Below are 19771 nucleotides of genomic sequence, written 5' to 3' on the forward strand. Positions count from 1 at the left end.
AACCTTGCCCACTCCATGGGCAAGGTGTAGGCAGTACACGTTAACCAACCTTTATCTTAAATAATTATACCAATCAATTGGTTATACGATCTATTCTTGTTTTTTTCCAGGGGAAGATCCGTCAGAGCAAAGCATTCATAAAACAAGTTTTCGATAGATACCACAGCCTTCTTACTCAAAAAGGTAGGTTGTCGGAAGCTGAGAAGCTCAAGACGGTAACCGATTCGTTGAAGTGAAGCCTCCTGGTCAAAAAGGCGGACATTCAACCAAGCGTGGCAGACGGTCTCCGCTTCGCTTCGCCGCTGCACACTCCGCCGATTTTCCGGGCTATCGGGGGAGATCTGTAATCCCCCGGTCTATCAGCCGGCCCCGGTTATTTATGCCCCGGCCCCAGCCTATATCCCCAGGACCGCCTATGAACGGGGAATGATTGATGAGCAGCTTCGAATTGAAAGGGAATTAGAGCGGTACGAATACTTAAGGGGGCGTCAGGATGCCCGGCGGTATTATGGGGAATAATAGCTCAGCCATCCAGAAAAGATATTGGCCCTGGTCATTGGACAGTCTGAGACTGGAAATAAGCTCTGCGTTTGAAGGGTACTAATGTGTCATCTTATCTGGGGTGTTTATACAAATCGTCATGGTCGAGGATACGCAGGAGCAATAGCGGGGCCGACCAATCCGGATTCCCAGCCTGTAATAATTTTTGTGGATCAAAAGAAAGGCGAAGGCGGCGATCTATCCTTGCCGACCAGGCCGTGGGGTCGTTGATAATCCGTTCCAAATGAAGCCCGGGGTGCAATGGGTTTGTCGCCAGTAGGTTAAGCGATTTCGCCAACTTTTTCCTTAGCAGCGGATTGGCCCGTAGCCCCTCGACGTCCTCAAGAAATTTCCGGCTCGGGATCAACTTCGGCATGTTTCATTTCCTTGGTCAGCCAGGTGGGTATTGATGTCGTCCCGCTCTGACGGGCTTCGGCAAGCTTTTGCAGTCCCTGTTTCCCAAGTCGAATACCCTGGTAAATGGCAATAGGCTGCAACAACATCGCCCCTCCATCCATCACTTGCAAATCAAGATAGGTGCCGCTTTCCAAGCCAAGTTCCTTTCGTATCGTGCTCGGCAGGTTGATGCTTCCCCGTTTGTCTAAAGCAATAAGCATTTTAATCTCCTCACATTAATTAATTTCATTTTATGATAATGTCATTATGACAATTTGTCAATAAAAAATCTTAAGGTTTTTTCTCGAAATGCAACAATGTGATAGATACGATTATATATCAAGGGTTATTCGTAATCATCACCTTTGGAATCCTGGTAGTTGGGACCGAAGAGGCCAGGGCCATGAGAACCAGGGATGCGATCTTGTTGGGCGGGGCTATAGCCATTTTCGCCCCACCGATTCTCCGGGCTATCGGGGAGATCTGTAATCCCCCGGTCTATCAGCCGGCCCCGGTTATTTATGCCCCGGCCCCAGCTTCTCCCGCCAATATCCCCAGGACCGCCTATGAAAGGGGAGTCTATGATGAGCAGCTACGAATCGAAAGGGAATTAGAACGGTACGAATACTTAAGTGGGCGTCAGGATGCCCGGCGGTATTATTATTACGAGGAATAACGCAATGAAACTTTCCTGTGTCGATTACACGATAGGCAAGGTCCGGATGCGAATTTTGCCCTCGGTAACGCTGAAGACAGTCCCTTTGGAAAGAGGTTGGGGTTGATCATGGGTCACCACGATACGACCTTCCTCTCGATCTTTTGGCAGGATATCTTTAAGAAGTTGTGGATCGGGATCTCCAGTAGGATGATGTATCAAGAAAGGATTTCTTTTAATTTTACTATATATTCCTTCCAGGGCAGCACTTCCACCTCATCCAACCGATAACGGTGTTCCACCATAGCCACCACATGTAAGGGAACATTCGGATGGTCCTGGCGAAACGATCTTAGGCCGCTGAGATGAGATCCCGTCACCTGCGAGGTTGATTTGATCTCGAAAGCACCAATTATTCGGCCGTATTTTTCTATCAATAGATCCACTTCAGCCCCGTGATTGGTCCTCCAAAAATAGATCGCCGCCTCGCTTTGGTGATAGTTGAGAAGCCTATGGGTTTCCAGTATAATAAATTGTTCAAAAAGGCGGCCGAAGCGAACCGGGTCCGGGGGGGCTGTTAGTTGTCTGGTTAAGGCATTAGTTACCCCAAGATCAAAAAGAAAAAATTTTGAATGGGCGACCATTCGTTTTCTGATACTTTTATTCCAGGGTGACAGGCGAAACCCGATCAAAGTGTCTTCCAGAATATCATAGTGGGCTTGAACGGTTCTGGCCGGGAGGTGACATTCCCTGCCAATAGAAGTATAGCTTGTCAACGCCCCAGATTGACTGGCCGCCAGATCTAAGAACCGGGAGAATCCACCCAGATTCCGAACCAGCCCCTCGGCCAATATCTCTTCTTTTAAATAAGTCTCGGCATAAGCACGAAGAATATCAATTTTCGCTTCGGCATTTCCCCCATAAACTCCCGGAAGAGTTCCAAATTGCAATACATCCGGCAGAGAAAAAGATTCGGCAATTTCTTCATAAATAAAAGGATAGAGGTTTCTCCGGACCGCCCTTCCGGCCAGGAGATTGGCCCCTCCTCTTTTCAGTTTTCTGGCGCTTGAACCTGTTAAAATAAATTGGCATTGCGTGTTTTGAATTAACCAATGGATTTCGTTTAGTAATGACGGAAGACGCTGGATTTCATCTATGAATATCCGGTTTATCGCACCTTTTTCAATCTTTTCAATGGATTCTAAACGGAATTGTTCCGGATTTTTTGTATATTTCAGGAACTGGTCTGTCATTAACAGATCGATTTTCCATATATTTTCCCTGAATGTTGTCTCCATAAGGGTGCTTTTTCCTGTCTGGCGAGGGCCAAACAGGAAAAAAGACTGCGTTTTAGGGATATTGATTAATCTTGCAATCATACTGCGATAATGTACGGTAAATTTGCACTTCTGTCAACAAAAAGCCGTTTCTTTTATTTCCTATGTCAGGAAGTGGAATAATCCGGAAAACCATAAGAGGTACAACGAAGCGCAAAGTCATGCTGCAGAAGCTTACCGCAATGAATCCAGAGCCTGGCAAAATATGATCGAGAACCGGCCAGAGCCCAAAGTCCAGAGAGAACCTTATTGGTCTGAATCCATAAGGTAAAAAAGATTCAAGATCAACCATTAACCAGATAGACCAAACAAACGGTTTATTTTTGAGACCGGGTTTCATTTGAGGCTAACTGTTCAGCGAGAAAAAAACGGAGTTTTGGAACTTTAAAGTCCTGTGGACCATATTGGATACGATGTCGTCATTTTTCCCTTGACAAGCGAGCTTTCTTTTTTAATATATAAAAATATACCAACCGTTCTGTTTTATTTTTGAATAAGGCCGTTATGGGAACCAAAGGAACCAAAACCCGCCAACAGATCATCCAAGAGACCCTTCAGCTTTTTTCCGTCAAAGGCTATTTCAATACTTCCATCAACGATATCCTCGAGGCCACCCATCTAACCAAAGGGGGGCTTTACGGCCATTTTCGGAGCAAGGAAGAGATCTGGTATGCCGTTTATGAGGAGGCGGCCAGGATCTGGAAAAGTATTGTTTTAAAAGACGTCCGAACCATTTCCGATCCCCTTAAGCGAATAGAAAAGGCGATAGAAAATGCCCTGAGGGATTATCTGGGAGCTGATGTCTTTGAAGGGGGCTGTTTTTTTGCCAATATGCTGGTGGAGCTTTCCGGCCAGTCCGTCTCCATGAATAAACAAGTTCTCCGAGGCTATATAGGGTTTGCCAGACTGATACGGAACTGGCTGAAGGAGGCGGAACAGAAAGGACTGTTGAAAAAAGGGCTGGATTTTAAAGAAATCGCCAATTTTATCGTGATCTCCATTAACGGAGCCGTTACCCTCTATTCCTCCAATAGAGATCCGAATATTTGGAAACAGACCATCAGCCAACTGCATTTTTTTATTAACCAGTTGAAAAAATAAACGGATCATCTCCAAAAGAGTTAGTGATGATAGGATTCAAGGGGTCAAGGATTCGAGGATTCAAGTGAAAACACGAGCGTGACTTTATAATAAAGTCACGCGAGGCATAACCTGGATTTCCGCCTGCGCGGGAATGACGGAAAAGCAATTAATGGTTTTTTACAGGACCATCAATCTTGGATGGCAGGTGTATGAAAACAAAAAGGGGGGAAGAAGAAACCAGAAAAATTGTTAAGACTTGTTCGCAAAAAGTTTGTCTTCAGTGACGGGAAAAAAGGGGGCGGCTCGGGACAAAAAGAATCGATCCCGCCGCGGTGTTTTGCAAAAAGAATAAAACGATAAGGAGGATCAGGAATGATAACGTTTAAAAAAGGAAACTTACGGGTTCCCAAATGGAATCGAAGGGTCTTTATGGTAGCCGGAGGGACCACAGCCTACCGAAAGTTTTTCCCTGAGTACAAACTGGAAGAGTTGGTCATGATGGCCTTCAAGCAGATGTTGGAGGATAACAATCTGAAGATGGATCCATTGGAGGTCAAGGGGCTGATCAATTACGCCGCCTATGGGGAGTTTGCCGACCATTTCCAGGACCAACTGCTATGCGAGGCCAAGATCCATGATTATTTAGGGCTGGATCCCCTTTTTAATGTGGGGATCAAGACCGGAGGGGCTACCGGCGGTACGACCATTCTCAATGCCGCCATGGCCGTGGCCTCAGGGTATGCCGATGTAGCCCTGGCCGCCGGTTGGGAACGGATGGATGAAGTCGATACCCGAACCGGAAATTTTTATATCTCTACGGCGGCCTGTAAGGATTTTGAAACCCGGTTGGGTCGTGTTTATTCTTCCTATTATGCCCCCATGGCCAATCGTTTTGCCTGGGCCTTCAACGTCTCGGAGACTACCCGGGCTAAAATCGCCGTTAAAAACCGCCTCTACGCCTGTTCTTCCCCCTATGCCCAACAACCGGGAAAGCACACGGTCGAAGAGGTTCTGGCCAGCCCCATGTCGGCTTATCCTTTGCGCTTCCTGGAATGTTGCGCCATGAGTGTCGGATCGGCCTGCGCACTGCTTTGTGACGAGAAAACCGCCTATCAGTTGAGTGATAACCCCTGTGAAGTTTTTATTTGCGGCGGTACCCATACCCTGCGGGTGGCGGATCGACGTCCCATGGATATCCCCTTACTGCCCAATGAAATTCCCGGCATGTATAAAGAATTGGTAAAAGAGGGCAGCCGTTGGCCCGGGTTTGAAAGTTTTCTGGCCGCCCGTTTCGCCGCCTATCTGACTTACCGGATGGCCGGAATCCATGATCCCCTGGAAGAGTTAGACCTGGTGGAATTGCATGACGCCTTTACCATCAGCGATCTGCAAACTTATGGGGATATCGGACTTAGACCTTACGGACAGGAACAGGATTATATCGAATCCGGAGACGCCTATTACGGCGGGAAATGTCCTTCCAATCTATCGGGGGGGTTACTCGGGACTATGCATGCCGTGGGGGCTACCGGGATCTTCCAGGCCGTTGAGTGCCTCTGGCAGTTGCAGCAAAAATACGATCAATTTCACGGAGACTCCAAGATCTGGAAGAAATGGGGTAAAACCAAGCCCAGGGACTGGAAGAGCCTGCAGATCCCCAAAAAGAGCAAGCAGGCCCTCTGGGTTTCCCATGCCGGGGTCGGTTCTCACGTGACCGTCTGTATTATCAAAAAGAGTTGATAAAGGAGGAATCTGAAAATGGCAAAAAAAACACAACAGACCAAATTCATCGGGCAAGTTACCAAAATACGACAGACGGAGCCGCAGACAGTCATCGAATGGCCTCGGGCTTTAACCCATGTTCATACCTATGGGATGCTTTCTCCTTTTTTCCAGGGTCTTAAGGAAGGAAAATTAAAGGCTACTTTTTGTCCGAACAAAAAGTGCCCGGAAGACCGTCTTTGGATCCCCCCTCGAGCCCATTGCCCTGATTGTCATACGGAGATGAAGTGGAAAACCCTTCGGAATCCGGTAATTGGAAAAGTCTATGCTTTTACCGAAGTCGTTTATGCCGGTACCGGGATCGAACTTTCGACCCCCTATTGGCAGATCGATGTCCAGCTCCCCGGCTTGGCCACTGTCCCCAAAAGTTATCTTTTGTATGGCAAACCCTATATAGGGATGAAGGTCATGGCGGAGTTCCGGACTGAAAAACCATCCAATACGGTGTTGGATTATTATTGGGTGCCGGTGGAATAGATCCACTTAAGGCTTTCAGCCGTTTATGGTCGGTATTCCCCGGGAAAGAATGGATCTTTCCCGGGGAGTAGGATTGAAAGAATGATCCGGTCCGTTCATAGTTTTTTCCTAAATCGAGCCTCTATTTTATCTGAATTGAATAGCTAAAACTCCTTGGAATTGATATAATATATTATCAATAATGGGTGGGTAAATCTTCCTTCCGCTGTTTCTTTGGGAACCTACTGAAAGGAGATGTCATGCTATTAGATCAAGAATATGGGAAAAAAGACGTCCTTCTTTTACGGTGGATTCTTGTAATCGTCGTTGGAAATATCCTCTTGTTCAGTTATCCCCCAAAGGGATCCTTATCCATTCAACCTTTTTTCATTTCCTTTTACATCCTGACCAATATCCTGTGCTCCTTGTGTCCTCCCGGTTGGTTTCAGAATCAAAAATTCATTTTTTCCATCTTGTTATTGGATGTCCTTTTGACTACCTTAGCCCTTTCTATCGCGGTCCATAGTGATTCCCAGTTTTTTCTGGTGTTTTTTCTGATCCTTCTGGTGGCCGCCGCCTCCCGCCGGGCGCAATTGATCTATTCCGCCTTCGGTCTCATTCTGGTCGTCTATGGAATTTCTTTGTATATTAAGTCTCCGGAGAAATTCTGGCATACCGATACGCTGCTCAGGTTCCCTTTTATCTTTGTGGTTACTTTCTTTTTCCATGGCATGGTGGAATCCTATAACCGACTTTTTAAGGAAAAAGAGATTTTGAAAGAAGACTATCGCGAGTTGGAGGTCCTGACAGAGGTGGCCCAATCTATCGGGCAAGATCGGAATCTACCCAAATTCCTGCTTACTCTGACCCAGATCCTGACCAGTAAACTCGAACTCGAGCGGTGTACGGCGGTTTATATAGACCGGAAAGAAGAAATCGGTTACATGATTTCTTCGGATGACGAACCGGAAAAAGATATCCTGACCATCGATTTTAAAAGGTATCCGGGTTTGAAAGACTCAGTAAAAATGGAAAACCCCCTCGGGGAATCAGAAAATTTGTCTACCCTGGGGGCGCCTCTTTCCAGGCATATTTTGAAAACGCTCCCCATGGTTTTTCGTAACAAGGATCTGGGGACCCTATATATCAGGGCCAATACCCCGGAGCGACAATTAACCCATCGGGAGGAATTTTTCCTCAGCCGGCTGGCCCATATAGCCGCTATGGCCATTTATAATATGGAATTAGATCGAATGGCCAAGTCGAAGTCTTGAACCGAAGGACTATTCCAAAAGGACTATTCCAAAAGGAAATAACCAGGAATTAATGAGACCGGACGATCTATTATATATTTATGAAATGGAAGGGACCCTCTTCGAACCGGAAAAATTTTTTAAGGAGGCTTTTTTAGCCCATTGGCGGGAAGGGGAGTCCACTTTTTTGTTTTTTTCCGAACCCCAAGAAGAATCCCTTAAGACATTTCTAAAAAAAAATCCCCATCTGACCTGGGTCCGATCTCATTCAATGAGTTATAAAGACTGGCAGGGGAAGGGTTCGTCGGAGTATCTCGATGTCGGGAATCTCCTTTTTATTCCTCCCGGGGTTACCCCTCCTGAAAACAGGGAGGGCATCTATATCCGCTTGGATCCCGGCGTGGTTTTCGGGTCCGGTCATCATCCAACGACCCGGGATTCCCTTTTAGCCCTTTTGTGGGTTTATAACCAGGGGAAGCCGGAAACGGTCCTGGATTTAGGGACGGGAACAGGCATTTTATCTTTAGCCGCGATTTCCTTGGGAGCTAAAGAGATCCTGGCCATTGACTGGAATCCGGCTTGTGTGGAAACAGCAAAAAAGAATGTGGCCTTAAACAGCCTGGAAGCAAATATCAAAGTCCAGGAAGGTCGGGCCGAAGAGTATATTCAGCAACCGGCAGAGCTTCTTGTGGCCAACCTGCACCTGGCCGTTATCCGTGAAGTCATTAAAAACAAAGCCTTTTTTGAAAAAAAATGGGTAATTCTGTCCGGAATGATGCGGAGTGAATACCTGGAAGTTAAAAACGATTTAAAGGTTTCCGGATTTGAAATACTCAAGGAATGGGATTCGGAATTTACCTGGTTTACTCTGGCGGGGAGGAATAAGGGGTATCCATGAAGATAGAACCGACTTCGGAACGGTTGAAAATTTTAGCCCGGGAATATTCCCAGGGGTTTATCGCGGACCTGGGGATAAAGGCCATCCATTATAAAAGGGGGTATCTCGAATCGCAATTGATCGTCCACCCCCGTCACCGGCAGCAGGATCAATATATCCATGCCGGGGTTTTAGCCACCATGGCCGATCACACCGCCGGCTATGCTGCCTTCAGTCTGGTGGCTGAAGACTTTCGAATATTAACCATAGAGTTTAAGATCAATTTTTTCCGGCCGGCCTATGGTCAATGCCTGGTCTGTAAATCAAGGATCCTGCGTGAAGGCGGGCAGGTTCTGGTCGGAGAATCCGAGGTCTATGACCGGAGGCCGGACGAAGAGGTGCTGGCAGCCAAAGCCCTGGTCACCTTGATGGCGGTGCACCGGGATAGGATAAAACCGGTGACGGGTGACGGGTGACGGATTGCGGATTGCGGATTGCGGATTGCGGATTGATAAAATTATTGGATATAAATTAGAAAAAGCAAGGATTTTATGCAAAAAAAAGACTACTTAAACACTGAAGGCCCGAGGACGAACACCGATCGTTCCGACCCCGAACTCCGAACTCCCAACTCCGAACTTATGGCCTCCAACCCGACCCCTGACCCCCGACCCCCATCCTCCCCTTACACCCCGGCCGAATTAATGGTCTCCGTAGCGGCCAGGGAAATAAGCGATGGGGATGTGGTTTTTGTCGGCATGCGTCTTCCTTTATTGGCTTTTATCCTGGCCAAAAAGACCCATGCTCCGGGGGCCATTGGGCTGTTTGAAAACGGGGTCTTGCGGGAAGCCCCGGCTTCCAGCGCCATCGTTACCATGGGAGACCCGCCCAATATCCATCTGGCGACCATGTGCTGTGACATGTTGACGGTTATGGGTTTTCTTCAGAAAGGGAAAGTGGATGTGGGATTCATAGGAGGGGCGGAAGTGGATCGTTTTGGAAATCTGAATACCACCAGGATTTCGCTGCCCAGGGGTTTTGTCCGCCTTCCCGGAAGCGGAGGGGGAGGGGATATCGCCTCCCTCTCTAAGAAATTGCTGATCATTATGCCCCATGAAAAAAGACGCTTTGTGGGAAAAGTCGGTTACATCACCTCATCCGGTTATGGTCTGGGGGGGGACTGGAGAAAAGACCAGGGCTTAGTTCGTGGCGGACCGGTGGCCATCATCACTACCCTGGGCGTTTTGCGGTTTCATCCGGAAACTAAAGAGGCTTTTCTTGCCCAGACCCATCCGGGAATATCATCGGATCAGGTGAAGGACGAAACAGGCTGGGATCTGAAGATCTCCCCTGACCTGACCCAAACGCCCTTGCCGACGGCCCAGGACCTCTCCATAATCCGCCAATACGATCCTCGGGGTTTCTGGACAGGCCAGAAGAAAGATATTTAAAATTTTTTACTTGACAAACGAGGTTGGAAATTTATAATCATTTTGTAGTTAAAATATAGTTAATTTATAGCCGTATTCATCCCGGAAAAATTAGGAAACGTTTATGATTGCCCGGAAAAAAGAAAGCAGTTTGAGAGAGAATATGTCCAGATCAGAAGAGAATAATAAACCTCTCAAGGCTAAATTCGAAGTTTTTGGGGAGGAAATGATTGAAAAAGAGGTCAAGCAAAGCGGGAACAGCGGACGCGTCTACCTGCCTCCTGAATGGGTCGGGAAGCATGTCAAGATCATAAGGATCGACTGATGAAAAAAAATAAGACCTTGAAACCGATTAAGATAAGAAAATTGCTGGTAAAGGATCTACCCCAGGTTATCGGGATTCAGGAAACCATTACCAAATCTAAGGTCAGCCCGAAGAGAAAAGCCATTTTACAGGAACATATTCAGAAAGACGGTAATATCAGTCTGGTGGCCCTGGTGGAAGGAAAGGTTATAGGCTTTGTCATCAGCGAGATTATGACCAATAGTTTTGGTATCGATCAGGGGGGATGGATCGAAAACCTGGGCGTCCATCCGAAACACATGGGCGAAGGCATCGGACAAGCCCTGGCCAGTCACCTCTTTGAAGCCTATAAGAAGAAGAAAATATTTGAAATTTATACGGCTGTCCGTTGGGATGCGGTGGACATCCTTTCCTTTTTTAAATCCATCGGGTTCGATCGGAGTAATTTTATTAATTTGTTCAAAAAATTGGACCCAAAAGCGTAACCTGGGATGTTTCTCCCGGTCAGCGGGTGGGAGACCGGGTTAAATGACTGGCCACCATGTTTCCACTTGACATTTTCCAAATAATAGCTATTATATAATCACAATACAGATACATTATAGTTGGTAGCAGGGTGAAGGTCCTTGGGGGTTGAGTGACGGCCACCCATTGAATAATTAAAAAGTATGCCACGGATTCAGGTAATCAATGAAGGGGTAAAAAAATGAGGTACGCAGAGACAGGATATAATTTAGAAATTGATCTGTCCCGGGGAAACATTGAAAGGGTTGAAACCGACCCGAGAGACACCGAACTCTATCTGGGGGGATTAGGAACTAACGCCAAGATATTATGGGACAGGGTCCCTCCCGAAGTCGAACCCTTTTCTCCTGATAACCTATTAATATTCGGCGCCGGTCTTTTATGCGGCACGCCGGCTACCGGTTGTAATCGGACCATTGTTTCGACCATTTCGCCTCAGACGCAGTTAATGGCCTATTCCATGATGGGGGGATTTTGGGCCCCGGAATTGAAGTATGCCGGTTATGACAAGGTGATCCTTCGCGGCAAATCCCCCAATCTGGTTTATGTGTGGATCAATAACGATAAAGTGGAAATACGGGATGCCTCTCATTTGCAGGGGAAAGGGGCTGTGGAAACGGCAGAACTGATTCGGCAGGAGCTGAAGGAGCCGAAAGCCCAGGTGGCGGCTATCGGCCTGGCCGGTGAAAACAGGGTCTATTTTGCTTCCATTGAACAGGGCCGGTCCAGTGCCAGCCGGGGAGGCATAGGCGCGGTGATGGGGGACAAAAAGGTCAAGGCGATCGTTGTTCGCGGCACCAAGGATATCAATGTGGCCCGACCGGAAGAATACATGGAGCTTTGCAACGAGGTCCTGGAATACATTAAATGGCGCAATGAAAATCCGGTTCCGGGGGTCATGCCCATTTTAGCCGGGCTGGGGTCGCCGCAAGAGATGAAAGTCCACGATGAAAAGTGGCATACCGAAAATTTCATGTGGGGGAATGCCCGCCTCCGCCGAAAGGATTTCTGGAACGAGGACATCGCCAAGGCCTGGGCCGATACCCTGGACAGTATGCGTAGACGTCTGATCAGTTGTTATAACTGTCCCATGACCTGCGGGGCGACCATTGCCCCTCCGGGCCTACCGACCTACATGATGAAATGTTTCTCGAAACTGACCTATACCATGGCGGCCATGTCGGACCTGGAGTTTGGCCTGGGTATCGCTCAAAGTGCAACGGAGTATGGGGTGGACGGATTCTCGGCCCCGCAAGTCATGGCCTTCGCCCTGGAGCTTTACGAACACGGCCTGTTGACCGACGCCGATTTTCCCGGAATGCCCAAGGATAACGAGGGGCAATTCTACTGGTTGCTGGACCGGATTGTCCGGCGGGAAGGGATCGGCGATATCCTGGCCAACGGCACCTATTGGGCGGCCAAGGAGATCGGCAAGGGGGCTGAAGCCTTTGCCCATAATACCATCAAGAAACATGAGCAACTGCCGCTCAAGCTGTCCATGCTGAACCCCATTTATTTCCTGATGTACAGTACCGGCGAGAAGATCAACATTACCCAGATTGAAGGGCAGTTTCCCCAGGCCCCTTTTCTGACGATGGAGGAGAGGGAAACCTTTGTCAAGGATTGGTTCCAGGTCCCGGATGAAAAGTTCAAGCAAATTTTATTGGACTGGGAACCACGGGGTGAAAAATCCATGCCCTTCTACCCTACGGTGGACATGTGTTGTGACATTGTCGATTGGCAGGAACGGATGCACTATATCGATGACGCCCTGGGGATGTGCGCCGGCCTGTCATCCTTTCCCCTGAAGCCTCCCTATCATATACACAACTACCCGAAGTTTATCTCGGCCGGGGCCGGGATCGACATGGATGAAGAAAAACTGACCCAGGCCGTCAAGAGATACCGCACCCTGGTCCGGGCCAATAATACCCGAAGGGGCATGAGGAGAAAAGACGAGAAGCCTCCTGAAGACCATTGGAAGAAACGATTTCCCGAGTTGGAAAAGGAGCTCTTGGATGCGTATTACCAATTAAAAGGGTGGAATAGCGAGGGTATCCCCACCAAAGAGTCCTTGCAGGAGCTGGGTTTGGATTACGTATTCGAAGACTTCGAAAAAAGAGGGATCTATTCGGAGATGGGAGAGACCCCTTCCACTGAGACCCTGGCGGAAAACGAGAAGGGGGTGTAGCTGTCATGGCTGAGAATAAAAAGAAAATAGTCAAAACCATAAAAGTGGATGTGGATAAATGCAACGGCTGCCGGGCCTGTGAAGTCATCTGTTCGGCCTTCCATGCGGCCCCGAGATACAGCAGCAACAATCCGGCCAGGTCGCGTATCCGGGTGATTCGCGAACCGCTGAAAGACATCTATGTCCCGGTATATGCCGGTGAACAGGCCAGAGCCGAATGTATGGGCCGGGATAAATATGTGATTGACGGCAAGGAATATGAAGAGTGCGCCTTCTGCCGGGCTTCCTGTCCCTCCCGGGATCTTTTCAAGGAACCCGATTCCAGCCTCCCGCTGAAGTGTGATATGTGTGAGGGAGAAGAAGAACCCCTGTGTGTCAAGTGGTGCCAGGTGGATGCCCTGACCTATGAAAAAAGGGAAGAGGAAGGCGAAGAAGAAACCAAGCCGGAGGACGTGGAGATCGGATTGGAATCCTTGGTAGACCAATACGGATGGGAGAAGGTCATGGATACCGTGACCCGACTGTCCCTGGCCAAGAAGGGCTAAAATCCCTGAATTCAGAATTCAAGAGTCAGAATTCAGAATGAAAACCATTAAAAGATATTTCGTTTTATATTAAGGACAAGGAAGACCGTGGAGACTGTAGCCCCCTATAAAGAGATCATAGATGTTATAAAAGAGAATGGTGGAGACGCCTTCAAAAGATGTTTTCAATGCGGACTATGTGATGCGGTTTGTCCCTGGAACAGGGTCAGGTCCTTCAGCATGCGCAAGATCGTCCGCGAAGCTACGTTCGGGTTGACGGAGATAGAAAATGAAGAAATCTGGCGTTGTACGACCTGCGGCCGATGCCCCCAACAGTGTCCCCGGGACGTCCAGCAGATAAAATCCGGGATAGCCTTACGACGGATAGCCAACGAATATGGGGTCTTTCCGAATTCGGTCAAACCCGTCCGCACCGCCAACGCCAGCCTGATCGGTGAAGGCAATCCTTTAGGGGAAGAGCGAAAAAACCGGGCCAATTGGGCGGAAGGTCTTTCGGTAAACCCGTTCACCGAGGGGATGGATCTTTTATATTTCCCCGGCTGCTACTTGAGCTATGACCCCCGTTTAAAAAAGGTCGCCAGGGCTACCGCTCAGGTCCTTAACAAGGCCGGTGTCGACTTCGGGATCCTGGGCGCCAAAGAGAACTGCTGCGGGGAAAGCATCCGCAAGACAGGGGACGAGGAATTATTCAAGCGTCTGGCCAGGGAAAACATCAAAACCTTCATCGATCATGGGGTGCAGAAAATCCTGGTTTCCTCCCCCCATTGCTACCATACCTTCAAAAACGAGTATCCGGAATTCAGGGCGAACTTCGAGGTGATTCATATCTCCCAATATTTATTCGAGCTGATTAAAGCGGGAAAGCTCGATCTTAATAAGGAGTATGGGAAGAAGGTGGCCTATCACGACCCCTGCTACCTGGGTCGACACAACGGCATATTTGACGAGCCCCGGGAGGCTTTAAAGAGGGTCCCCGGCTTAGAGCTGAAGGAGCTGCCCGAATCGCGGATGGACAGCCTCTGTTGCGGCGGGGGGGGCGGCCGGATCTGGATGGAGACTCAAAAGGGGGAACGATTTTCCGAACTCCGGTTGCAACAGGCTCTGGACGTCGGGGCTGAGGTGCTGGTGACGGCCTGTCCCTACTGCATTACCATGTTCGAGGACAGCCGGTTAACTCTGGATATTACCGAACGCCTCGAGATCAAAGACATTACGGAAATTATCCAGGCCGTGATTTAATGGAGCTTACAGCGGTCAGCGGGACTCCAAGATGATTAAGGGTTGCTGAAAGCTAAAAACTGAAGGCTGATAGCTAATCATTAAGACCTAATTAAGGACATAGAGAAGTGGAAAAAGAACAGACGGAACAGCCTAGTAAAAGTCTCGCAGATAATAATATCGGCGATGTCCTGATCGTTGGCGGAGGAATCAGCGGTATTCAGGCCTCTCTGGACCTGGCCACGGCTGGTTTTAAGGTTTACCTGGTGGAGAAAGCACCTTCCATCGGGGGCCATATGGCCCAGTTGGACAAGACCTTTCTGACCAATGACTGCTCCATGTGAATCCTCGCCCCTAAACTGGTCGAGGTCGGCCGGCATCCGAATATAGAGGTACTCACCTATACTGAAGTGAACAGTATAGAAGGCGAAGCAGGAAATTTTAAGGTAACGGTTACCAGGAAGCCCCGGTATATCCTGGAGGACAAATGCACGGGGTGTACGACCTGCGCCGAATACTGCCCGGTCAAATACCCCGATCGGTTTAATCAAGAGATATCGGAGAATAAGGCCGTCCATATCTATTTCTCCCAGGCCATTCCGCTGGTCGCCTATATTGATGAAAGCTGTCTGTACCTTAAGGAGAAGAAGTGTCGGATATGCGAAGGGGTCTGTGAGAATAAGGCCATCGATTTGAATCAGACGGCGGAGAAGAAAGAAATAAATGTGGGGGCCGTCATTCTGTCTTCCGGACTTTCGCCCTTTGATCCCAAGGTGCGAGCGGAATACCGTTACGGAGAGTTTCAGAACGTAGTAACCAGTATGGATTATGAGCGGCTGTTATCTTCCACCGGGCCCTATCAGGGTGAGATATTGCGTGAGTCCGACCGGAAACATCCCCAAAAGGTGGCCTGGATTCAATGTATCGGTTCCAGGCGGGTTACCCCGGGCGACAACAGCTACTGTTCGGCCGTCTGCTGCACCTATACCCAGAAACAGGTGATTCTAACCAAAGATCATCATCCGGAGTCGGCCTGTACGGTATTCCATAATGATATTCGCTCCTACGGGAAGGATTTTGAGCGCTACTACCAAAGAGCCGAGAATCTTCCCGGTGTTCGCTTTATAAGAAGCTACACCTCCATAGTCAATGAGGATCCGGTAACCAAGAATGTCACCATCCGGTATGCTACCCACGACGATGGCGTCAAAGAGGAAGAATTCGATCTGGTGGTCCTGTCCGTCGGCCTAAATCCTCCGGCTGATGTGGAAGGTCTGGCCAGGCAATTCGGCATCGAGCTCAATAACCACCATTTTTGCAAACTTAATCCGGTCAATCCCCTGGAGACCAGCAGGCCCGGAATCTATGTCAGCGGTGGTTTCCAGGGGCCGGTGGATATCCCCGAATCGGTTTTCAGCGCCAGCGGGGCCGGCTCCCAGATCGGTGAATTCCTGGACTACCGGCGCGGGAAGCTGACCAAGGAAAGGATCTATCCGGAGGAAAAAGATGTCTCCCAGGAGGAGCCGCGGATAGGGGTCTTTGTCTGTCATTGCGGGGCCAATATCTCGGCCGTTGTCAATGTCCCTGATACCGTCGCCTATTGCAAAACCCTGCCCCATGTGGTCCACGCCCAAAATCAGGTTTTTTCCTGTGCCACCAATTCGGCCAAAGAAATAACCGACCTGACCAGGGAAAAAGGGCTCAATCGCGTCATTGTGGCGGCCTGCAGTCCCAGGACCCTTGAGCCGTTATTCCGGGACACCCTGCGGGAAGCGGGCATCAACCCCTACTACTTGGAAATGGCCAATATCCGGGAGCACAACTCCTGGGTCCACTCCAAAGAAAAGGAAGACGCCACTCAAAAGGCCAAGGACATCATCCGCATGTCGGTGGCCCGGGCTTGCCACCTGGAGCCTTTAAAGGAATTCGATCTGCCGGTGAACAAGACGGCCCTGGTGGTCGGCGGCGGGGTGGCCGGCATGACTTGTGCACTCTCCATAGCCAATCAGGGACACGAGGTGTCCCTGGTGGAAAAGGAATCCGACTTGGGGGGGATAACCCGAAAAATCCATTATACTCTGGAAGGGCTTGATGTTCAGGCCTATTTGGGTGATCTGGTGCGCCAGGTGTATCAGCACCCCTTAATCCATGTCTATACCGAGGCGGCTATCCTGGAGGCGAACGGTTACATCGGGAATTTCGTCACCAAAGTCAAGTCCGACAGGGGGATCACCGAGATAAAGCACGGCGCAGCCGTCATCGCCATAGGTGCTGATGGTTACACACCGACCGAATTCAAGTATGGAGAAGATGACCGGGTCATGACCAATCTGGAGCTGGAAGAGAAAATCGCTCAGGGAGATGAGAAGATCATCAATTCCCAGAGTCTGGTGATGATCCAATGCGTGGGCTGCCGGAATGAAGACCGGAATTACTGCAGCCGTATATGTTGCAGCCAGTCGGTAAAGAATGCCTTGTTGCTGAAAGAGAGAAATCCCCAGATGGATATCACCATCCTCTTCAGGGATATGCGGACCTATGGGTTCAAAGAGGATTACTACCGGGATGCGTCAGAGAAGGATGTCAAGTTCATCCGCTACGAGCCGCAGGATGCACCTCAGGTGGAAGCGGGTCAGTCGGAGGACGGTCGGCCGGTTCTAAAGGTAACCGCCACCGATTACATTCTCGGAAAGAAGCTTGAGCTGGATGCGGATATCCTGGCCCTGGCGGCCGCCGTAATTCCCTCGGCATCCACCAGGGAAGTAGCCGGACTCTTCAAGGTCACCCTGAGTCCCGACGGCTTTTTCAAAGAAGCCCATGTCAAATTAAGACCGGTGGAATTTGCCACGGACGGTGTTTTTCTGTGCGGGATCGCCCACTATCCCAAGTTTATCCAGGAAACGATCAACCAGTCTTATGGGGCCGCCGGCCGGGTCTTGACCCTTCTCTCCCGGGATACCGTCAGCGCTTCCGGCTCGGTGTGCGAGGTGGAGGAGACCAAATGCATTTCCTGCGGGGCCTGCATCACCGCCTGTACTTATGGCGCTATAGAGTTCTGTGAGACGCCGCAGGGCCGAAAGGCCCGGGTCAATCCCGTCCTCTGTAAAGGGGACGGTCTCTGCAACACCAAGTGCGCCACAGGGGCCATACAACTGAAACACTTCACCGATGAAGAGATTTTGGATCAAATTGATGCCGCGGCCTGAATTAAAGGGGGGAGAGACGGTTCAAGGTTTAAGGTTAAACCGTATACCTTATACCGTTCACCTTATACCGATTACATAGAGGAGTTGAGAAAGAATGAGTACAGGACATAAATTCAAGCCAAGGGTTATCGGGTTCGTCTGTCATTGGTGAGCTTACGGCGCTGCTGACCTGGCTGGAGTTTCCAGACTTCAATATACACCTGAAATGAGGCTTATTCGCGTTATGTGTTCCGGGAGGATCGACCTGGAATTTGTACTTCGGGCTTTCTCAAAGGGGGCGGATGGCGTATTTATCGGTGCCTGTCATTTAGGCGAGTGTAACTATATGACCCATGGGAATTACCATACCTTAAACATGGTGCTGCTGCTCCGAAAGATACTGGAGCAGATAGGTCTCAATCCGGAAAGGTTGCGGATGGCCTTCATGTCCGGCGCCGAAGCCAACCTTTTTGTCGAAAATGTCAATGAATTCGTCAAGAAGGTGAAGGCGTTGGGACCTCTGGGAAGGAGTGAAGGCCTGGATGAAAGGGAACTGAAGCGCGGGCTTTCCACGGTTACCGATCTCATTCCCTATATCCGGCTGGTGGAAAGGGAGAGGCTGAGGGCGCCCGTCATGTCGGAAGAAGAATACCATAAATTTTTCGAAAGTTCCGAGTTGAAGCGGCTGTTCAGTGAAACCATTGTAGAAAAGCTGGCCATCGGCCAGATCATAGCCCTTCTGCGGGAAGGCCCCCTGACCACGGGGGAAATCGCTAAGGGTTTAGGGCTGACGCCATCGGAAGTATCAAAACACCTGAGTACTTCCTCCAGGCATCGACTGGTGCGGTACGATGAAAACCAGAAGCGCTATGCTGTCGTCTGAGGAGTAAGAGCAGGCGGGAAGGAAAGAAGGAGATCAGGACGGAGGATATGGATAATTCGAGAATCGATCAGATCATCGATAAACATCATGGCGAAGCCAGCTCGCTCATTCAGGTACTGCTGGACATTCAGGCTGAAAATCATTGGCTTCCCAGGGAGGCCCTGGAACGGGTCGCCGAAAGACTTAAAGTTCCCATGACCCGGATCCAGCATATCGCTACCTTTTACAAGGCCTTTAGTTTAGTCCCGAAAGGACGTCATGAGATTCACATTTGCGTGGGCACTGCTTGTCATGTGCGTGGCGCCACGCGCGTCCTCGATACGGTGCAAGAGATGACCGGCATCAAACCAGGCGAAACAGACCTGGATTTGAAGTTCAGTCTGCAGACCGTTAACTGCCTTGGTTGCTGCGCCTTAGGGCCGGTGATGGAAATCGATGGAAAAACTCACGGAAAGATGGCGCCATCCAAGACAGCCGAGGTGTTAAAAAACTATGAGTAGGATAGAACTATGTCGCGAATAAATTCACCCGCTGAGCTTACAGAGCTCAGGAATAGTATCCTGTCGACCAGAGACCCGAATAAACCCTGCATAACCCTCTGTTCCGGATCGGCTTGCAATGCTTCCGGCAGCGGTGAAGTCGCGGCGAGTCTTGAAGGGGAGATTAAAAAGCAAGGCTTACAGGCTGCGGTGGACATCAGGAGAACGGGTTGCCATGGTTATTGTGAGAGGGGCCCTATTATCGTTATCCACCCCGAAAAAATATGTTATTTCCAGGTAAAGCCGGAAGATGTTCCTGAAATTATCTCCGAGACGATTGTGGAGAAGAAGGTCATAGAGCGCCTGCTCTATACCGACCCCGACACCAATGAAAAGATCATCCATGAACAGGACATCCCCTTTTATAAATACCAGGAACGTCTTGTTTTCGGTTCCAACGGCAGTATCGATCCTAAAAGCATCGATGATTATCTGGCCATTGGCGGTTATTCGGCGTTAGCCAAAGTGCTTTCCCAGATGACCTCCGACCAGGTCTTGCAGGAAGTCAACCAAGCCAACCTGAGAGGGCGGGGCGGCGGCGGCTTTCCGGCTGGACGCAAGTGGGAAGGAAC

The 19771-nt window shown here is 49.5% G+C and carries 21 protein-coding genes; 17 read left to right on the plus strand and 4 right to left on the minus strand.

Translation table 11 applies throughout. The features are described from left to right. Positions 1 to 613: 613 nt before the first annotated feature. Positions 614 to 916 carry a hypothetical protein gene (locus tag HY879_26920; GenBank protein MBI5606979.1) on the minus strand — a complete coding sequence of 101 codons (303 nt, stop codon included), beginning with the start codon at positions 914 to 916 and terminating at the stop codon, positions 614 to 616. Next, a complete protein-coding gene (locus tag HY879_26925; protein ID MBI5606980.1) occupies positions 882 to 1157 on the minus strand; it encodes an AbrB/MazE/SpoVT family DNA-binding domain-containing protein in 276 nt (91 codons plus the stop codon). The genes HY879_26920 and HY879_26925 overlap by 35 nt, the downstream gene beginning before the upstream one ends. A gap of 98 nt (positions 1158 to 1255) precedes the next feature. On the opposite strand from HY879_26925, the gene HY879_26930 reads away from it, so the two are divergent. Next, positions 1256 to 1612 carry a hypothetical protein gene (locus tag HY879_26930; GenBank protein MBI5606981.1) on the plus strand — a complete coding sequence of 119 codons (357 nt, stop codon included), beginning with the start codon at positions 1256 to 1258 and terminating at the stop codon, positions 1610 to 1612. 24 nt (positions 1613 to 1636) lie between these two features. On the opposite strand, the gene HY879_26935 is transcribed toward HY879_26930, so the two are convergent. Both HY879_26935 and HY879_26940 read right to left on the minus strand, forming a co-directional pair. Next, positions 1637 to 1813 (minus strand): hypothetical protein, encoded by a 177-nt coding sequence (locus tag HY879_26935; protein MBI5606982.1) that lies wholly within the window; start codon positions 1811 to 1813, stop codon positions 1637 to 1639. Then, on the minus strand, positions 1810 to 2970 hold the full coding sequence (locus HY879_26940) for an ATP-binding protein (protein ID MBI5606983.1): 1161 nt from the start codon (positions 2968 to 2970) through the stop codon (positions 1810 to 1812). The genes HY879_26935 and HY879_26940 overlap by 4 nt, the downstream gene beginning before the upstream one ends. A gap of 462 nt (positions 2971 to 3432) precedes the next feature. Here HY879_26940 and HY879_26945 point away from each other — a divergent pair, with 462 nt between their 5' ends. The 16 genes from HY879_26945 to HY879_27020 form a co-directional block, all read left to right on the plus strand. After that, entirely contained in the window at positions 3433 to 4029 is a 597-nt protein-coding gene (locus HY879_26945; protein ID MBI5606984.1) for a TetR/AcrR family transcriptional regulator, read from the plus strand. Positions 4030 to 4383: 354 nt separating this feature from the next. Continuing rightward, entirely contained in the window at positions 4384 to 5751 is a 1368-nt protein-coding gene (locus HY879_26950; protein ID MBI5606985.1) for a thiolase domain-containing protein, read from the plus strand. Positions 5752 to 5769: 18 nt separating this feature from the next. Beyond that, positions 5770 to 6270, plus strand: coding sequence for a hypothetical protein (locus HY879_26955; GenBank protein MBI5606986.1), 501 nt, complete (start codon positions 5770 to 5772; stop codon positions 6268 to 6270). Between the two features lie 239 nt (positions 6271 to 6509). Further along, positions 6510 to 7523 (plus strand): GAF domain-containing protein, encoded by a 1014-nt coding sequence (locus HY879_26960; GenBank protein MBI5606987.1) that lies wholly within the window; start codon positions 6510 to 6512, stop codon positions 7521 to 7523. A 52-nt stretch (positions 7524 to 7575) separates the two neighbouring features. Then, a complete protein-coding gene (locus HY879_26965) occupies positions 7576 to 8400 on the plus strand; it encodes a 50S ribosomal protein L11 methyltransferase (protein ID MBI5606988.1) in 825 nt (274 codons plus the stop codon). Further along, complete coding sequence (locus HY879_26970) at positions 8397 to 8855, plus strand: PaaI family thioesterase (GenBank protein ID MBI5606989.1); 459 nt, start codon at positions 8397 to 8399, stop codon at positions 8853 to 8855. The genes HY879_26965 and HY879_26970 overlap by 4 nt, the downstream gene beginning before the upstream one ends. 165 nt (positions 8856 to 9020) lie before the next feature. Continuing rightward, a complete protein-coding gene (locus HY879_26975; GenBank protein ID MBI5606990.1) occupies positions 9021 to 9830 on the plus strand; it encodes a CoA-transferase in 810 nt (269 codons plus the stop codon). A gap of 142 nt (positions 9831 to 9972) precedes the next feature. After that, on the plus strand, positions 9973 to 10134 hold the full coding sequence (locus HY879_26980; protein ID MBI5606991.1) for a DUF2080 family transposase-associated protein: 162 nt from the start codon (positions 9973 to 9975) through the stop codon (positions 10132 to 10134). After that, entirely contained in the window at positions 10134 to 10598 is a 465-nt protein-coding gene (locus HY879_26985; GenBank protein MBI5606992.1) for a GNAT family N-acetyltransferase, read from the plus strand. The genes HY879_26980 and HY879_26985 overlap by 1 nt, the downstream gene beginning before the upstream one ends. A 221-nt stretch (positions 10599 to 10819) precedes the next feature. Next, the gene (locus HY879_26990) at positions 10820 to 12829 is read left to right on the plus strand and encodes an aldehyde dehydrogenase (GenBank protein ID MBI5606993.1); all 2010 of its coding nucleotides are present in this window, start codon (positions 10820 to 10822) and stop codon (positions 12827 to 12829) included. A 5-nt stretch (positions 12830 to 12834) separates the two neighbouring features. Further along, on the plus strand, positions 12835 to 13374 hold the full coding sequence (locus HY879_26995) for a (4Fe-4S)-binding protein (protein ID MBI5606994.1): 540 nt from the start codon (positions 12835 to 12837) through the stop codon (positions 13372 to 13374). An 87-nt stretch (positions 13375 to 13461) separates the two neighbouring features. Further along, positions 13462 to 14613 carry a (Fe-S)-binding protein gene (locus HY879_27000; GenBank protein ID MBI5606995.1) on the plus strand — a complete coding sequence of 384 codons (1152 nt, stop codon included), beginning with the start codon at positions 13462 to 13464 and terminating at the stop codon, positions 14611 to 14613. A gap of 107 nt (positions 14614 to 14720) precedes the next feature. Then, on the plus strand, positions 14721 to 17798 hold the full coding sequence (locus HY879_27005; protein MBI5606996.1) for a CoB--CoM heterodisulfide reductase iron-sulfur subunit A family protein: 3078 nt from the start codon (positions 14721 to 14723) through the stop codon (positions 17796 to 17798). Positions 17799 to 17892: 94 nt separating this feature from the next. Beyond that, the gene (locus tag HY879_27010) at positions 17893 to 18660 is read left to right on the plus strand and encodes a hydrogenase iron-sulfur subunit (GenBank protein ID MBI5606997.1); all 768 of its coding nucleotides are present in this window, start codon (positions 17893 to 17895) and stop codon (positions 18658 to 18660) included. Positions 18661 to 18707: 47 nt separating this feature from the next. Continuing rightward, positions 18708 to 19160, plus strand: coding sequence for an NAD(P)H-dependent oxidoreductase subunit E (locus tag HY879_27015; GenBank protein MBI5606998.1), 453 nt, complete (start codon positions 18708 to 18710; stop codon positions 19158 to 19160). Positions 19161 to 19169: 9 nt separating this feature from the next. Next, positions 19170 to 19771 (plus strand): NAD(P)H-dependent oxidoreductase subunit E (locus HY879_27020; GenBank protein ID MBI5606999.1); only part of this gene is annotated, 602 nt, incomplete at its 3' end.

It is taken from the genome of Deltaproteobacteria bacterium (assembly GCA_016219225.1).
Classification (GTDB): Bacteria; Desulfobacterota; RBG-13-43-22; order RBG-13-43-22; family RBG-13-43-22; genus RBG-13-43-22.

What these genes read in the sequence shown, in the direction of transcription:
- HY879_26970 (MBI5606989.1), top strand. Translation starts at nt 8,397, where the DNA reads ATGAAGATAGAACCGACTTCGGAACGGTTGAAAATTTTAGCCCGGGAA.
- HY879_26955 (MBI5606986.1), top strand. Translation starts at nt 5,770, where the DNA reads ATGGCAAAAAAAACACAACAGACCAAATTCATCGGGCAAGTTACCAAA.
- HY879_26940 (MBI5606983.1), bottom strand. Translation starts at nt 2,970, where the DNA reads ATGATTGCAAGATTAATCAATATCCCTAAAACGCAGTCTTTTTTCCTG.
- HY879_26980 (MBI5606991.1), top strand. Translation starts at nt 9,973, where the DNA reads ATGTCCAGATCAGAAGAGAATAATAAACCTCTCAAGGCTAAATTCGAA.
- HY879_26950 (MBI5606985.1), top strand. Translation starts at nt 4,384, where the DNA reads ATGATAACGTTTAAAAAAGGAAACTTACGGGTTCCCAAATGGAATCGA.
- HY879_26995 (MBI5606994.1), top strand. Translation starts at nt 12,835, where the DNA reads ATGGCTGAGAATAAAAAGAAAATAGTCAAAACCATAAAAGTGGATGTG.
- HY879_26920 (MBI5606979.1), bottom strand. Translation starts at nt 916, where the DNA reads ATGCCGAAGTTGATCCCGAGCCGGAAATTTCTTGAGGACGTCGAGGGG.
- HY879_26975 (MBI5606990.1), top strand. Translation starts at nt 9,021, where the DNA reads ATGGCCTCCAACCCGACCCCTGACCCCCGACCCCCATCCTCCCCTTAC.
- HY879_26990 (MBI5606993.1), top strand. Translation starts at nt 10,820, where the DNA reads ATGAGGTACGCAGAGACAGGATATAATTTAGAAATTGATCTGTCCCGG.
- HY879_26945 (MBI5606984.1), top strand. Translation starts at nt 3,433, where the DNA reads ATGGGAACCAAAGGAACCAAAACCCGCCAACAGATCATCCAAGAGACC.
- HY879_26985 (MBI5606992.1), top strand. Translation starts at nt 10,134, where the DNA reads ATGAAAAAAAATAAGACCTTGAAACCGATTAAGATAAGAAAATTGCTG.
- HY879_26965 (MBI5606988.1), top strand. Translation starts at nt 7,576, where the DNA reads ATGAGACCGGACGATCTATTATATATTTATGAAATGGAAGGGACCCTC.
- HY879_27015 (MBI5606998.1), top strand. Translation starts at nt 18,708, where the DNA reads ATGGATAATTCGAGAATCGATCAGATCATCGATAAACATCATGGCGAA.
- HY879_26925 (MBI5606980.1), bottom strand. Translation starts at nt 1,157, where the DNA reads ATGCTTATTGCTTTAGACAAACGGGGAAGCATCAACCTGCCGAGCACG.
- HY879_26960 (MBI5606987.1), top strand. Translation starts at nt 6,510, where the DNA reads ATGCTATTAGATCAAGAATATGGGAAAAAAGACGTCCTTCTTTTACGG.